At 52.9% G+C, this 15022-nt stretch carries 14 protein-coding genes; 3 read left to right on the top strand and 11 right to left on the bottom strand.

Features of this window, described 5'->3' with window-relative positions; all coding sequences use genetic code 11:
* Window positions 1-23: 23 nt before the first annotated feature.
* The 6 genes from mraY to HMPREF0494_RS00190 form a co-directional block, all read right to left on the bottom strand.
* Window positions 24-980 (bottom strand): phospho-N-acetylmuramoyl-pentapeptide-transferase, encoded by a 957-nt coding sequence (mraY, locus tag HMPREF0494_RS00215; RefSeq protein ID WP_007122876.1) that lies wholly within the window; start codon window positions 978-980, stop codon window positions 24-26.
* Window positions 981-995: 15 nt separating this feature from the next.
* Window positions 996-3128, bottom strand: coding sequence for a penicillin-binding transpeptidase domain-containing protein (locus HMPREF0494_RS00210; protein WP_007122875.1), 2133 nt, complete (start codon window positions 3126-3128; stop codon window positions 996-998).
* On the bottom strand, window positions 3128-3484 hold the full coding sequence (ftsL2, locus tag HMPREF0494_RS00205; RefSeq protein WP_007122874.1) for a cell division protein FtsL: 357 nt from the start codon (window positions 3482-3484) through the stop codon (window positions 3128-3130). Before ftsL2 ends, HMPREF0494_RS00210 begins: the two co-directional genes overlap by 1 nt.
* Before the next feature lie 20 nt (window positions 3485-3504).
* On the bottom strand, window positions 3505-4452 hold the full coding sequence (gene rsmH, locus HMPREF0494_RS00200) for a 16S rRNA (cytosine(1402)-N(4))-methyltransferase RsmH (RefSeq protein WP_040458732.1): 948 nt from the start codon (window positions 4450-4452) through the stop codon (window positions 3505-3507).
* 21 nt (window positions 4453-4473) lie between these two features.
* On the bottom strand, window positions 4474-4902 hold the full coding sequence (mraZ, locus tag HMPREF0494_RS00195; RefSeq protein ID WP_040458597.1) for a division/cell wall cluster transcriptional repressor MraZ: 429 nt from the start codon (window positions 4900-4902) through the stop codon (window positions 4474-4476).
* A gap of 137 nt (window positions 4903-5039) precedes the next feature.
* Window positions 5040-5411, bottom strand: coding sequence for a hypothetical protein (locus HMPREF0494_RS00190; protein WP_007122871.1), 372 nt, complete (start codon window positions 5409-5411; stop codon window positions 5040-5042).
* A 107-nt stretch (window positions 5412-5518) separates the two neighbouring features.
* Between HMPREF0494_RS00190 and HMPREF0494_RS10860 the strand changes: the two genes are divergently transcribed.
* Complete coding sequence (locus HMPREF0494_RS10860; protein WP_003712693.1) at window positions 5519-5638, top strand: DUF4044 domain-containing protein; 120 nt, start codon at window positions 5519-5521, stop codon at window positions 5636-5638.
* 88 nt (window positions 5639-5726) lie between these two features.
* On the opposite strand, the gene HMPREF0494_RS00185 is transcribed toward HMPREF0494_RS10860, so the two are convergent.
* The 5 genes from HMPREF0494_RS00185 to HMPREF0494_RS00165 form a co-directional block, all read right to left on the bottom strand.
* Window positions 5727-8066, bottom strand: a complete 2340-nt coding sequence (locus HMPREF0494_RS00185) for an FtsK/SpoIIIE family DNA translocase (protein WP_007122870.1) — start codon at window positions 8064-8066, stop codon at window positions 5727-5729.
* 12 nt (window positions 8067-8078) lie between these two features.
* Complete coding sequence (gene trmL, locus HMPREF0494_RS00180; RefSeq protein ID WP_007122869.1) at window positions 8079-8588, bottom strand: tRNA (uridine(34)/cytosine(34)/5-carboxymethylaminomethyluridine(34)-2'-O)-methyltransferase TrmL; 510 nt, start codon at window positions 8586-8588, stop codon at window positions 8079-8081.
* Window positions 8589-8754: 166 nt separating this feature from the next.
* Window positions 8755-9612, bottom strand: coding sequence for a methyltransferase domain-containing protein (locus HMPREF0494_RS00175; protein WP_007122868.1), 858 nt, complete (start codon window positions 9610-9612; stop codon window positions 8755-8757).
* A gap of 137 nt (window positions 9613-9749) precedes the next feature.
* Entirely contained in the window at window positions 9750-12392 is a 2643-nt protein-coding gene (locus HMPREF0494_RS10710; RefSeq protein WP_155802454.1) for a hypothetical protein, read from the bottom strand.
* A 376-nt stretch (window positions 12393-12768) separates the two neighbouring features.
* Window positions 12769-13020, bottom strand: a complete 252-nt coding sequence (locus HMPREF0494_RS00165) for a KxYKxGKxW signal peptide domain-containing protein (protein WP_040458595.1) — start codon at window positions 13018-13020, stop codon at window positions 12769-12771.
* 190 nt (window positions 13021-13210) lie between these two features.
* Here HMPREF0494_RS00165 and HMPREF0494_RS00160 point away from each other — a divergent pair, with 190 nt between their 5' ends.
* Together HMPREF0494_RS00160 and HMPREF0494_RS00155 are read left to right on the top strand one after the other, a co-directional pair.
* Window positions 13211-14233, top strand: a complete 1023-nt coding sequence (locus HMPREF0494_RS00160; protein ID WP_007122865.1) for a lactonase family protein — start codon at window positions 13211-13213, stop codon at window positions 14231-14233.
* 142 nt (window positions 14234-14375) lie between these two features.
* Window positions 14376-15022, top strand: a 647-nt coding sequence (locus tag HMPREF0494_RS00155; protein WP_050759639.1) for a PHP domain-containing protein, incomplete at its 3' end; no start/stop codon positions are given.

Here is a 15022-nt window from a genome sequence, read left to right as displayed (position 1 = left end):
TGCTCGAACCTTTCCTCAACGGACTATGCCAGGATAATCGTTGCTACTGCAATAATGGCTGCGACCAGGCCGACGCTCCAGAAGACAATGTCAATCTTCCACTCGCTCCAGCCGCACATCTCAAAGTGGTGATGGATCGGACTCATCTTAAAAATCCGCTTCCCCGTCAGCTTAAACGAGGCCACCTGCAGCATTACACTGGCCGTTTCACAAACGTAGACAATCCCGATCACCAGCAGCGACCATTCGTGGTGCAGCAAGAGGGACACCGCCGCTAGTGACGCCCCGATCGCTAACGAGCCCATATCGCCCATGAAAATCTTCGCCGGCTTGTGGTTATACGGGAAGAACCCGGCCAGGGTCCCGATCATCGCCAAGCAGAAGAGGGCCACTTCGGCGTAGCCGCTCCAGAGGGCAATGATGAAGTAGGCCAAAAAGGAGATAATTCCCAGCCCGCTGACCAAACCATCCAGACCGTCAGTCAGGTTGACCGCGTTAGAAAAGCCGACAATCCAGAAAATGATAAAGAGGCCGTACAGCCAGCCGTACTGATTGCTGCCAAAGCCCATTTGATAGCCTTCGTGTTGGTAAATTACGGTAAAGACCATTGCCGCGATAACCTGGCAAAGCGCTTTTTGCCAGGCCTTAAACCCTTCGTTTTGGTGGTGAAAAATCTTAATGCTGTCGTCCCACATTCCAATCAGACCATACACAACGAGGACAAAGAGCAACGCCCAGAGGGTATTATTTAATAAGCCCTGCCAGGCCGCGACCCATAAAACGGTAATGACCGCCGAGATAATGAAGAGCAGGCCGCCCATCGTCGGCGTCCCCGCCTTTTTAGCGTGCCACTTAGGGCCTTCTTCCCGAATCTGCTGGCCCTCCTTTTTGGCGCGAAAATACCGAATTAAACCCGGCATCAGCAAAAAGGTAATAAGAAATGAACTGATTAACGTTAAAATAATCGCCGCAATGTGCATTGTTTTCCTCCTGTTTTAGTGTTGCGCATAGGTAACCGTTAGGGTCTGGCCCTTGCTAAGCTTGCTGTTGGCGCTAATGCTCTGCTTGTTAACATAGCCGCTGCCCTGCTCTTTAAGCTTCAAGTGGAGCAGGGTTGCCAGTTCTTGGACGTCTGCAGAACTCCAACCGTTGAGATCCGGCATCTGGTAGCTGCCCCCGGCGTCTAGAATTACCCGCTGGTTTCTCAAGAGTTGGTCCCCCGCCGGAATCGATTGGCTCCGGATCGTCTTGCCATTGCCAATTACTACCGGTTGAATCTTCAGCCCGCTGAGCTGTTTTGCCGCGTCATCCCGGTTTTGCCCGACCAGTTCGGGCATTTTGGCAACGCTCGAGCCAGCCGGCTGGTTCTTCTCTAGGAGCATCTCCATTACCGGATTAAAGATTGAGGCCATCTGCTTAGTCGCCGAAGTGCTCAAATTTTGGGGCTGGCGCAGCGTTACGTACATCACGTAGCGCGGGTTCTTCGCCGGCGCCATTCCAGCAAAGGAATACAGGTAGTTGGTATCACCCTTGCTGTAACCATTCGCTCCACCAATCTGGGCCGTCCCGGTCTTCCCGGCAACCCGGTAGCCCTTGATTTGGAAGTCGTGGCCGAGCCCCTTCTGGTCGTAAACCACCCCTTCCATATACTTGCGAACCTGTTTGGCGGTGCTGGCTTTAATCGGCTGGCCAACCGCAGTCGGCTGGGTGGCCTTGACCACCTTTCCGTTAGCCGTTTCAACCTTTTTAATGATGTATGGCTGCATCATTTTTCCGTTATTGGCCACGGCCCCGATGGCCCGCAGCATCTGCATTTCGTTGACGGTAATCCCCTGACCAAAGGCCGTATTGGCCTGTTCTAGGATTCCCTTAAACTGGGTGAATCCGGAGACCTCATTGTCCATCCCGACCACGTTGACTTTTTTCAGCAGGCCGAAGCGCCGGATATACTTCATCCAGGTCTTGGCCCCCATATTCTGCTCCACGTGGGCGAACCCGACGTTACTGGACATATCAAAGGCATCTTTATAGCTGATGGTTCCCCAACCGGTACTTGACCAATCGACAATCTTACCGCCGCCCATTGACCAGGTCCCCGACTGGAAAGTTGCCTTCGGGTCAAAGTGGCCGGTGTCAATTGCCGCGCTCAGGGCCAAAATCTTCATCGTTGACCCGGGTTCATAGGCATCCTGCACAAACATATTCCGCCAGACGGGCTGGCTGGAATTTAGGGTCGGCCGCTGGGTGGCCGCAACAATCCGGCCAGTCTTGGCATCCATGACAATCGCGGTTACCGAATTGGGCTTCCCGTCCTTGTAGACGTGGTTGACCTTGTTTTCCAGCAGCTGCTGGGTCTGGGGGTCAATTGTCGTGTAGACATTATCCCCGTTGACGGCCGGCTTGGTCACGGCCTTGGAATTGGCTAAACGGTAGCCATAAAGGTCCCGCTTGTCCTGCCGCATCCCGTTGGTCCCGGTCAAGCGCTTGTCAAAGTAGCTTTCCAAACCGACCTGTCCCTTCAGGTTGGTCTGGCCCCGCTGGTTAGTAATCGGTGACGCCAAACCAATAATCTGGGAGGCAAATTCGCCTTCCGGATATTGCCGGGCCGGCGTTGCCATAAAGCCGATTCCCTGCAGGTGCTCCTTTTTGATTTTCTGCATGGTCGCGACTGAGAGGTTGCTCCCGGCAGGACCAAATTCAACTTGGTACACCTGACTCTTGGTCTTAAGCTGCTTGAGGATTTTATCTTCCGGCAGGTTGATGTAGCGGGCCAGGACTCGGGCAGTCTTTTGCTTATTTTGCACGTAGAGCGGCTTCCCGCTGGTCGAATGCTGCGTCTTGTCCACGACCGCATAGACCGTATACTTGCTGGTGTCGGTGGCTATCACGCCACCCTTGTTATCGTAAATGTTCCCCCGCTTGGCCTGGATCGTCCGGCGCTGGGTATAGATTTGTTCCGCCTGTGATTGCAGGTTAACGTGCTGAATATCCCGGTTAATCGCAATATAAGCAAAACGAACGAAAAATAAGAGAAACAATCCAACCGTGATGAAGAATAACCACTTACCGAAATTCCCCCGATTGCTATTATTTTTCTTAGTTTTCGCTCGTTGTGACTCGTTGTTCATTATTTATTAACGTTCCTTACGTTTGAATTTTTGTCAGAGAGGCCATACTGGTGAGCAACCTTTTTTAAGTTGCCCTGACTGGTTAAATCGGCAATCTCCTGCCGGTCGCTGGCGTTATTATTCTTTACTTGGGCAACCTTGGATTGTAGGTCCTGCAAGTTATGCTGACGCGTATTAATTGAAATTTTAGTGGAAAGCAGGGCAATAATCAACAATAGGGTTACCGCACTCCCGACAACCATTAATAACCGTTCAAACCGTGACCAGCGAACCGGTTGAACAACTGTCCCGGGCTGGTCTGCAGGCAGCACCTGCGCTTGTTCTTCTTCGTATTTCCTTGCTGCATTAGAAACCATTATTAAAACACTACCTTACTCTATTTAATCTTTTCAATAATCCGTAACTTGGCACTGTGCGCACGGTGGTTAGCCGCCAATTCCTGTGCGCTGGGCAGAATTGGTTTCCGGTTAATTAGCTTAAAGTCCGGGCTCATCCCCGCCGGAATTACCGGAAGTCCCTGGGGCAAGTCCGCGCTGAGCGATGACTTTTCCCTAAAGAGCGTCTTAACGAGGCGGTCCTCCAGTGACTGAAAGGTAATGACGCTGATCCGCCCGCCGACGGTCAGCATTGCCAATGCCTGCTCCAAAGATTCTTCAAGCGCCCCCAGTTCATCGTTGACCGCGATTCGAACCGCTTGAAAACTCTTCTTGGCCGGGTGCCCGCCGTGGCGGCGGGCTGCCGCCGGGATGGCCTCCTTAATGACGTCAACCAGTTCAAAGGTCGTCCGGATTGGTTCCCGTTGGCGCCGCTGCTCGATTTTGCGAGCAATCTGCTTGGCAAACCGTTCCTCACCGTAACGATAGAGGATCCGGACGAGCCGTTCGTAGGGCCACTCGTTCACCACTTCCATCGCCGATAGGGATTGGTCCTGGTTCATCCGCATATCCAGCGGGGCATCGAGTTTGTAGCTAAAGCCCCGCTGGGCATCATCAAACTGTGGCGACGAAACCCCCAAGTCGTACAAGACCCCGTCGACCCTTCGGACCCCGTGCGCGGCTAACGCCTGCTGGAGGTGCCGGAAATTATCCTCGACCAGGGTCAACTTGCCAGCCGCAATTGCGTCGTTAAGCTGGTCGCGGTTGTAATCAATCGCGGTTTCATCCTGGTCAAAGGAATACAAATGACCGGTGGTGAGCTGGCCCAAGATGGCGCTAGTGTGGCCGCCACCACCAAGGGTCCCATCAACGTAGGTTCCCGTTGGCCGGATATTCAGTCCGGCTACGGCTTCTTTTAATAGCACTGTTACGTGGTTAAACTCGGCCATCGCCATTTAAGCCCCCTTTCCCTAAAAGTCAATCTGCAGGTCTTCGGCAATTTCATCAAAGTTATCCGCGGTGGTCGTTGAGTAATCGTTCCACCGGTCGGCACTCCAAATTTCAAAACGGTTGGAAACGCCAATAATCACGCAGTCCTTTTGCAGAGCCGCGTGCTGTCGTAAAATTGCGGGAATGTTAACCCGTCCCTGGCGGTCAAGCTCGCACTCCGTTGCTGCCGAATACAAGAAACGGACAAAGGCCCGGGCGTCCCGCTTCGTCAGCGGCAGGCTGGTTAGCTTCGCTTCGAGCCGCTGCCACTCCGCTTGCGGGTAGCCAAAAAGGCAACCATCCAGGCCACGGGTGATAACGAAGGCGGCGCCGAGCTGGTCACGAAATTTGGCGGGGATAATCAGGCGTCCCTTGGCGTCAATCACGTGATTATATTCACCCATCAGCACGGCCGATCCCCCCTTTTACCACTTTATAGGAATAGTCTACCACATTCCCCCACTTCTCACCACGTGAATTCAAATAAAAAACGATAACCGGGCGGACCGCGATTATCGTCAACAAAGTTCCTTATGCAAATAATGGATCAAACCAGAGGCAGCATCCCGGCAAACAAGGATAAGCCAAATGAAATAATCGCTAGCCAGGCCGAACCGCGCCAAAACGGCGGCCAGTAGCGGCGGTACAAGAACTCGTGATTGTGCACCAACTGGATAACAATCAGCACGAGTGCCAGGACCATCCACACCGCAACCGGATAGGCGCTCCAATAGAGACCAAAATTCCACCAGGCCAGCAGCCAGAACAGGATGGCGGTGAGGGCCCACCAGAACGTTGGGTGCTTCTTCCCCTGGGCAAACCGGCTGCTCAGGTACTTCACCCCGATAAAAATTAGGATTATTAGGACCTGCAAAAGGGTCCGCTGGTAATTAATCGTCACACTGCATTCCTTCCCCATTATGTCATTTTGTTCCAGTTTACCATAACGGCCGGCGGTTCGTTTGAAATTGACCAGGGAATTGAGGTAAACTACAAGGAGTTTAGATAGCGAAAGGCGGAAATTTCATGCAACACAAAAAGAAAACCCGGTTTCAAAAAATAACGATGGTGGCGATTTGGCTGATGCTGATTGCCATGCTCGGCTCGCTGATTTTCAGCGCGGTCGTTTCGCTAATGGGAAACTAGGGTCCAAACAGCAATCAATACAAATTAAAAACTCGCAATCAACTTGTCGGCCTTTTGAGCCGGTAGTTGGGTTGCGAGTTTTTTAGTTCTATTCTGCTGGCGGCTGCTGTTCATCATCCGGCTGCTTAAACACTTCCCGGGGCTTGGAGCCGTTCGCGGGCCCAATGTAGCCCCGCTGCTCCAAGTCGTCGATGATCCGGGCCGCCCGGTTATAACCAATCCGAAAACGCCGCTGAATCAATGAAGTCGAGGCTTTTTGCTCCGCCGCCACGAATTTAAGGGCTTCTGGGAACAGTTCGTCCTCATCTTCCTGCTCCTCTTCAGCTGCCATCTCCTGGTCAGTTACCACCATGCTTTCGTCATATTCCGCTGGCTGTTCCTGCTTGATGTAGTCAACCACCGCTTCGACATCGTGGTCAGAGATGAAGGCCCCCTGGACCCGAGTCGGCTTGTTTTGGTCAATCGGTTCAAAGAGCATATCACCCCGCCCCAGCAGTTTTTCGGCCCCGTTAGTGTCAATGATCGTCCGGGAATCGATACCACTAGAAACGGCAAAGGCAATCCGGGAGGGAACGTTGGCCTTGATCAGGCCGGTAATGACATCCACCGACGGCCGCTGGGTAGCAAGAATCATGTGAATTCCAGCGGCCCGGCCCATTTGGGCAATCCGGACAATCGCGTCTTCAACATCATTGGAAACAGTCATCATCAGGTCGGCCAGTTCGTCGACGACCACCAGGATCAGGGGCAGACTCGGCTGGTCCGTACTGTCCTCCTGGCTGTTGTGATCCTGGACCAGCTTGTTGTAACCGGCCAGGTTCCGCACGCCGAACTTCGCAAATAGCTCATAACGGCGTTCCATTTCGGCCACCACCTTGCCCAGGGCCCGGGCCGCCTTCTTCGGTTCCGAAACGACCGGGCTGAGCAGGTGGGGAATTCCGTTATAAACGCTCAGCTCCACCTTTTTCGGGTCGATCAGCAGCAACTTGACCTGGTGGGGCTTGGCCTTGAGGAGGATGCTGGTCAAAATAACGTTGATGGCCACCGACTTCCCACTCCCGGTCGCCCCGGCAATCAGGAGGTGGGGCATCTTGGTCAAGTCCGCCATCTCGACGTCGCCGGTCACCGTTCGCCCTAATGGCACGTTCAGGGGGTGGTCGTCCGCGGGCGCCGCTTCAAACATATTGCGGAAGCCGACGGTCGCCACCTGCTTATTCGGGACCTCGATCCCAATCAACGACTTACCCGGAATCGGCGCCTCAATCCGAATATCCTTCGCGGCGAGAGCGAGGGCAAGGTCGTCCGCCAGGTGGGTAATCCGGCTCACCTTGACCCCAACCGCGGGCCGCAGCTCGTACTTGGTGACGGACGGGCCAAGGTTGACGTTTTCCACCGTCGCTTCGACCCCAAATGACTGCAGGGTCGTCTGCAGGGTCTTCGTATTCTGCTGAATGTTTTTCAGGTCCCCCTGCTGGTCCATCGCGGGGACCTTCGTCAGCAGGTCTAATGGCGGCAACCGGTAGTCCTTATCCTCCTGCGCCGTAATTCCCGTCATTGGCAGTTCGCCATCGGCCTGCTCACTTGGCGCCGGCTCGTCCTCCTGCTTGCTGCTGGCCACGGTAATCTTCGGTGCTGGCTGGGGCTGGGCTGCTTCAACCACCGGAGGAGTCGCCGTTTGGGCTGGCAGCGCTGGTTCGACCGGTGCTGCCGGTTTTTCTTCTTCCGGTGGCACCGCGGCAGCCGGAGACTTGCTAGTTGTCGCCGTAACCGCGGGCCGGTCAGCGTAATCGCGCACTTTTTGCCCCATTGCCCGGATCCCCCGGCCCAGCTGCTGAATTCCACGGCCGGTGAGCGCCAAAAACTGCCGCCACGGCAGGGCAAAAAAGATTACTAGCCCCGCCACCATTAACAGCCAGGCGAGGATCCCCGTGCCTACCCGAGAGACCAGGAAATCGCTCCCGTTATATAGGTAGGCCCCGAGCATCCCCCCGCCAATCGGAACCGTACTGTCCCCATTGAAGAGGACCCGGCTGAGGTTGCTCCAGGTGACCGGGATAAAGTTAGCATGGACGTTTTGCCGGCTAACCATCAAAACATGGAGCCATAACAAGAGACCGGCATACGTTACCAGGTAGCCGAGGATCCAGCGCAGTTTAAACCGCGGCGCCTGAGCATACAAAGTATAGGAGAGTGAGAACAGCATTACGGTAATGATGGCGAGCGGGTAGCTTGCGCCCACCAGGACCCGGAAGCAGTTCGCAATAAAAGTTCCCAGACTGCCCAGGCTGGTTAAGCCAAGGAGCATCAGTAAACTAACGATCAGCCCGACCAAGTTATTCACCAGACGGGCTTCTTTCTTTGCCTGGCTGCTGCGCCGGCCCTTCGTCTTCGCCGTGCGCCGGCTCGTCGACCGTTTTCTTCGCCCCATTATTAATCCCCCTTACTTCAGCTTATCGTGCTGGTAGGTATGAACCCGCGCCAGGTTCGGGAAACTTTGCTGCCGCAGGGCTTCGTAGATAACAATGGCCGCACTGTTTGACAAGTTCAGGGCCCGGATGTTGTCATCATTTTGCGGGATCCGGACGGCATTTTCCGGATACTTGCGCATAAAGGCTTCCGGCAGGCCGGTGGTTTCCTTGCCGAACAAGAAGTAGTGGTCGCCCGTCCCGGTGTAGTCCACGTCGGTATAGTCACGGCTGGCAAACTTCGACACAATGTAGAGCTTCTTCATGTCTGGAATCGTCGCCAAAAAGGCTGGCAGGTCATCGTGATAGGTAATTTTGACCTTATCCCAGTAATCAAGGCCCGCCCGCTTCATATGCTTGTCATCGGTGGAAAAGCCCAGCGGTTTAATCAGGTGTAATTCGGTATTGGTTCCCGCACAGGTTCGGGCAATGTTGCCAGTATTGGCCGGAAAAAGGGGTTCAAATAAGACAATGTGGTTAGTCATGATTAATTCTCCTCACAAAAATAAAAAAGCAGGGTCTCGGTGTGGGCACGGCGAAACGCTGCTTTAGTGAAGTACTCCTTAGCAATTACTAACGACGCTGTTCGATATCAATTGCTAAACGATTTCTGAATAATAATTTAGCACGAATATTAAGAAAGTGCAAATATTATTTTGCCTTCGTCCCGGTTAGGACACTTACATCGACCGTGATGGCGGTCAACGTTTGTAAATCCCGGGCGGTCAGCCGCTTTGCTCCCCTGCCCCAATGGAGTGGCGTCATTTCCACCAACGGTGCCTGGAGCCCGTCCGGAATCGCAAATTGGTAGCGCACCCGGTCAACGCGGGTGTCCGGGTAGTGACGGCGGAAGAGGTCGACCACCTGCTGGTTATCATAGTGGGAGCGGACCTGGTCCCGCCCATACAGGAGGCGGCGGAGTTCAACTAAGTAGTCACTGTTGGGGACAACCTTGATCAACCGCCCGCCGGATTTTAATACCCGCTTGAATTCCCCATAGTCCGACGGCGAAAAGAGCTCAATCAGGCTATCAAAACTCTCGTCGTTGAACGGCAGCTGGCGCAAATCGGCCACGCAGAAAAAGGCGGTCAAGTCCAGCTGGGTGGCAAGGGTTACGCCGGCCTTGGAAATGTCAAAGCCGATCAAGGTATCATGAGCCTGCTGGCGCTGTACCGCTAGTTGGAGCAGGGGCGTCCCCTCACCGGTACCGACGTCCAAAATATTCTGCGGCTGGGCCGGCAGACGGTCAGCCACTGCCGCAACAATGGGTTTAAACAATCCCGCGGCGAGCAGCTGCCGCCGGGCCAGAAACATTTCTCGACCGTACTCAGTATCCGCGGCCCCGTTTAGAAAATGCAGGTAGCCATGGCGGTTGAAGTCGATTCGATGCCCATTGGCACAACTGATACTATTGTCAACCACCGCCGTCATCGGGGCCTGACAGCTGGGACAGCGGAATAACTCCAGGTGCTCCCGGACAAACTGGCGTTGACGTTCACTCTTTTTCATTTAATTTTCCCTCCGTCTATGCTCCCTTCAGTTTAGCACAAAGCAGCCGCGACTGCTTCGCTGGGTAATAAAAAAGCCAGCTGTGCTATTTGATTGCAAATAGCACAGCTGACCTCACTTATTTTTATGGATGTCAACTACTCCGCTGCTTCCACCGTGTAGGTTTGATTTTCGACATCAAAGTGGTAAACCGGGCTTACCATGGCATCGTGTTGTTTTCCATCGGGAGCATAAAAGCTGATGGTAAATCGGCAGTCCTCGCTCGGCTCTATGCTAGAGTCAACAATAAACGTAAAGCCACTGTACCGACTTCCCCAGATTTCTGGGTACGCCGCTGCCACGTCTGGACGTATAATTTGACTCATTCCATTAACGTCACCGTTTCCATTACCGTACTGGTAACCAGCCGCCCAGCCCTGATTACCCTCAAAGCCACCAAAGATTACTTCCACGGTTCGAGCTTGCTGTAGAATCTCGGAATCAACTTGTGGATCCCCCGTCATTTGTCGGTTCCAGTCTGCGCAGTAGTTGCTTGCCGCCCACCCGCTAATTTGAATTTGAGGATCCTGTTTTGTCCTAACAACGCTAACGTTATCAATGTGGAAGGCCTTTTCAACATCGTGGTCAGCCGGTGAATTCTTCCCTGACGTCGGTACCAGTGAGAGTTCCGGCGCCAGCATGCTGCCGAACCAGTAGTCGATTGCGTTTCCATTGCCGGCCGGATCACTGGTCCACCGGCTCAGGATCGTCAAACGGTGACCATTGGTCCTTGAATTTAACTTGAAGCTAACATCAAAGCCCGCATCACCAGCATTGTAGACTCCCGGAAAGGCCCCGGCAACGTCAGGCCGGGCACTGTTGGCGGTCACCCGGACCCGCTTGATTTCTCGCTGGGTCGTCTGGTCGAAGAGGATTAGGTAGTGGTACGGCCGCCCAGCCGACTGGCTGGTAGCGTGCCAGCCAGCCGCGTGCAGCGTCCGCCCTTGGACACCCCAACTATCGAGGTTCGCCCGGTTAGCTAAGTCGCTGAATAACTGCTGTGGGGCAAACCAGTAGTCGATGTAGTCCCGGTTGGCGTCCGCCATGCTGGAGTAGCGGCTAATGAACTGAATCTTATCCGTAGTCATCGCCGTCAGGAGAGGAATATCAACACTAAAGCCGGCGTGGTCCGCCCCCAGAATTGTCGGGAAGGCCTTGACCAGGTCGGGCCGGGCAACCGCCGGAAGCTCAGTGATCCGGGTTAACTCCTTGCCCTGACTGGCATCCCAGACAATCAGGGTGTGGTGGCCCTTGCCCAGGGCCTGGTTTGTCGCGTGCCAGCCGTTAACCCGGAAGTGACCGTCGACGTACTGCACACTGTCAATCCAGGCGTGGTTACCGTGGTCGGCGTTGATCCGCGCAAACCAGTGATCAATCCGCTGGCCTTCACCACCGACGGGATCATCAGAGTAGCGGGCAATCACGGTCAGGTCATCGCCAGCGTTAGCGAGCGGGATGAGAATATCCTGGTCGAAACCAGATTCCAGGCTGCCATAAACGTTTTGGTAGGCCGCCCGGACGTCTGGCCGGTTGACCGGCTTGATTGCCACCCGCTTGATTTCATTTCCCAAGGTGTTATCAAAGACAATCAAGTAGCCATTCGAAAGGACCGCCGATGCCCCGCTGGCATGCCAGCCGGCAACGTGAAGGGCCGCCTGGCTGTCTGAAACCGGCCGCAGTGAATAACTATCCAAGTTGCCATAGTTTTGCTGGTAGTCCGCCGGGGTCGGGTCGTATGGCTGGTAGAGTTGGACGGCTTGCGGAATGTCCGCGGTCACCTTGTAATGCGTTGCAAAGTCCTTCTTACTCAATCCCACACTAAGGTACCCCTGCTTACTGAGCCGCACCCGGTAGTTACCGCTGGTATGTGGGTCAGTGACGACGTTACCAGCGTCGTCAACTAATTCGAGGTCCCATTTAATCGGATGGTAGTCAGAAATAATGGTCCGCCCATTGTAGGTCACGTTTACCTGATAGCCCATTTTTTCCAGGTGGCGGGCATCACGCCAGCTAATCCGCTGCGGCCCCACCACTTGTGCGGTCGCCCGTCCCATGACGTAGTACAGGCAGCCTGATGAGCGTTGGAGGCTGTAAAAATTTGCATAAGGCATCGTCGAGTTTAAACGGTTAAGCAACTGCGGGCTGACGTTTACATTGTACCAGCTGACGTGGTCTGGCGTAACGCGGTTGCCCTGCAAGTCATAAAACACTAAGTCTCCCGGTTGGAGCTCCACCGTCGACCAATTGCGGTTTTCATCCATCCGTTGGACCTTAAAGTGCGCCAGGTTATTCGTGGTGTCTTCCCCCACAAAGCTCGACCAATGATTCTCGTCATCGCTAATCACAATCCGTCCCAGGGTCACCGGTTTTGCTGGTCCAATGACTGTAATTTTAGCTAAATCAATCGTTGAGGGTGACGCAAAGCCCTTAACATACGGGAGTGCTGCCTGCAAATTACGCATCCCCTGGGGGCTCAGGTAAATATAATATGCCTGTCCGAACGAATCACCGATGGTTCCCACCACTTGGGGGTCAACCAGCTTCCCGTGTTTGTCGAGATATTCAAGGTCACCTGGTCTTGGCACATAGGTTCCCAGCTGATTAGAATAATCACTGACCGTCACCTGAACATTTTGGTCATCTACCGGAAGCGGTTGGTCGCTCTTAGCGTACTGCTTGCTACCGGCACCATCGATAAATTTAGTCTTGATATATGCCTGGTCCAAATCCGACAGGTACACAGCAATATAACTCGTGTTGTTAAATTTGTAAATGCCGTCACCGCGAGCATTTAGCCGTGCAAGCCCCCTTGCATTAAGGTTAATGTAATAAGGACCAGCCTTCATCGGATTTACGATTGGTAACTCCTGGCCAGTCATCATATCAAAAAATGAATAACAGTCCCGGTCCAACACACAAGACTGATTACCCCATCCTAAATCAACGTGAATCTGCGACGCATCAAAAGTCTGCAGCGAAAAATGACCAGTATAATCTTGAATCACCCCTGAATCTGCACTAAGGCGGTACTCCCATTCCAGTGTGCTCGTCGCTAATTTAACTGGGGCATTTTGCTGAGCGACAAAAGTACTTGGCTGGCCCTGCTTACTAGGTTGACTAGGCGCCGGTTCTGCCCCCCCCCAGGTTGGTTTGTCCCTGGTTGCTTACCGTTCCGGCAGGTGCTAGAGCGGCGTTACCGGCTACGGTAGTCGTGCTGCTGGTGCTTGTCGTTGCCTGTGGCATACTCTGCGTTGAGTTTATTTCATCTGCGAAGGCTGGGCTCGTCAACAGCATTGCACCCGTCACGGTAGCCAGGGTGGCCGTCAGCCAGAGTTTCCCCGCCTTATACATCTTCTTATGTTCTTTCAAATTTATACTCCTCCAATTATAGTAGATTTGACTATTTCATTATATAACTGCTGACCCGGGTTTTGTATATCAAATCTCAGGATGATTCTTACCCGCAGCCTTTATTAGTGCTGGTGACCGAATACTAACTAGAATTAATCAATCTGAATTGTTATGATAGCAGTAAGCATTTTCAAAGGAGGAACTGATTTTGAGTGAACAGTTTTTGATTGGAACGTATACTAAAAAAGATAGCAAGGGTGCTTACATGGCAACCCTGGACAATGGCAAGCTGACCGACGTCAAGCTCGCCATCCCTTCACAAAAGCCCGCCTACCTGCAAGTTGGCGCCGACCAGCGGGTCTACGCCGTTAAGCAGGATGGCGACCAGGCCGGAGTAGCAAGCTACGACCTTAACGGTGGCCAGGCTGAAACTCTAAGTACCTTCATGGAAGAAGGCCCGGCGCCGGCCTACGTTGGCCTTGACGAACAACGGCACCTGCTGTACAGCGCCAACTACCACACCGCCAACGTGGAAGTGTTCAAAGTTGCTGCTGACGGGACCCTGACCCGGACCGACGTGGTAACCCACCAGGGTGAAACCGGCCCCGAACCTGAACAGGAGGCGCCGCACGTCCACTACGCCGACCTGACCCCCGACCAGCGGTTAATCGTTTGCGACTTGGGAATGGACCTGATCGTTGTTTACGACGTGAGCGCCGACGGCAAGCTGACGGCCGTTTCCCGCTTCAAGTTTGAACCCGGCTTCGGGACCCGCCATTTGATCTTCCACCCGAATGGCAAGTACGTCTACGTCCTCGGCGAACTGTCCAGCAAGCTTGCGGTCCTGAAGTATAACGCCGCCGACGCTAGTTTTGACCACCTCCAAACAATTAAGACCATTCCGGCTGACTGGACCGCCCACAACGGGGCTGCCGCCATCCGGATGTCTAAGGACGGCAAGTTCATCTACACCTCTAACCGGGGTGAAAACACCATTGCCGTCTTTGCGGTTCAACCGGACTTTACGGTCAAGCACGTCCAATCCATCTCCACCGAGGGCGACTTCCCCCGGGATTTCAACCTCAATGCTGATGAATCCTACCTGCTGGCTTCCAACCAGAACACCGATAACCTGACTCTCTACCGTCGGGATGCCGAAACCGGCAAGCTAACCCTCCTGCAAAAGGACGTTGCCTGCCCCGAACCAGTCTGTGTTCAACGCTTCAACTAATTACTAGTATACCCGTGATGCTAGTTAATTTTTTCCTAGAGGAAAATGTCTAAACATGTTGGTAAATCAACAAAAAACGCATATAGTAGTCTCAAAACTCCCAAGAAATGAGGACTATTTAACAAACTACGATGGTTACGTCGTGACAACTGAACATTTTGACTTAGCCAATCCTGTTACTAAAGTCGATGATATCCCCGATTATGAAATGTACAGTCAAACAATCGATAACTTAAATAAGCGTTTTGGCAATCGTGTTTTAAAAGGCATCGAAATCGGTTACATCGCTTCTGAAAAGGATCGGATCATCGACTATTTAGCCGATAAAGATTACGATTTAAAATTACTCAGTGTGCATCATAATGGTCAATTTGATTATTTAGATGACGAAGTCAAAGATATGGATCCTGCTATTGTGATTCCTCAGTATTTTGAACAACTTTCAGAAGCACTAGTTGTTATAGAAGCAGATGTCTTTGCTCATTTTGACTATGGTTTTCGGGTATTTGGTCTATCCGTTGCTGAATTTAAACAATATGAAGCGCAGTTTTTACCGATTCTAGATCAAGTAATCAAAAATAAATTGGCATTCGAATTAAATGCTAAGAGCGCTTACTTGTATGACAATTTAGCGTTATATGAATATGTCATCGATTTATATCTTTCACGTGGTGATACCTTGTTTAGTGTTGGATCAGATGGGCATTACCTTGGACATTTCCGTTTCCATTTCGATGATCTTTTTGCTCTGTTAAAAGCAAAAGGTGTGACGGAATTAGCGCTTTATCA

The organism is Limosilactobacillus antri DSM 16041, assembly GCF_000160835.1.
Classification (GTDB): domain Bacteria; phylum Bacillota; class Bacilli; order Lactobacillales; family Lactobacillaceae; genus Limosilactobacillus; species Limosilactobacillus antri.
This window is presented reverse-complemented; position numbering and strand designations above follow the sequence as displayed.

Coding starts and splice junctions, on each gene's coding strand:
- mraY (WP_007122876.1), bottom strand. CDS start 980: ATGCACATTGCGGCGATTATTTTAACGTTAATCAGTTCATTTCTTATT.
- HMPREF0494_RS00210 (WP_007122875.1), bottom strand. CDS start 3,128: ATGAACAACGAGTCACAACGAGCGAAAACTAAGAAAAATAATAGCAAT.
- ftsL2 (WP_007122874.1), bottom strand. CDS start 3,484: ATGGTTTCTAATGCAGCAAGGAAATACGAAGAAGAACAAGCGCAGGTG.
- rsmH (WP_040458732.1), bottom strand. CDS start 4,452: ATGGCCGAGTTTAACCACGTAACAGTGCTATTAAAAGAAGCCGTAGCC.
- HMPREF0494_RS00190 (WP_007122871.1), bottom strand. CDS start 5,411: ATGGGGAAGGAATGCAGTGTGACGATTAATTACCAGCGGACCCTTTTG.
- HMPREF0494_RS10860 (WP_003712693.1), top strand. CDS start 5,519: ATGCAACACAAAAAGAAAACCCGGTTTCAAAAAATAACGATGGTGGCG.
- HMPREF0494_RS00185 (WP_007122870.1), bottom strand. CDS start 8,066: ATGGGGCGAAGAAAACGGTCGACGAGCCGGCGCACGGCGAAGACGAAG.
- trmL (WP_007122869.1), bottom strand. CDS start 8,588: ATGACTAACCACATTGTCTTATTTGAACCCCTTTTTCCGGCCAATACT.
- HMPREF0494_RS00175 (WP_007122868.1), bottom strand. CDS start 9,612: ATGAAAAAGAGTGAACGTCAACGCCAGTTTGTCCGGGAGCACCTGGAG.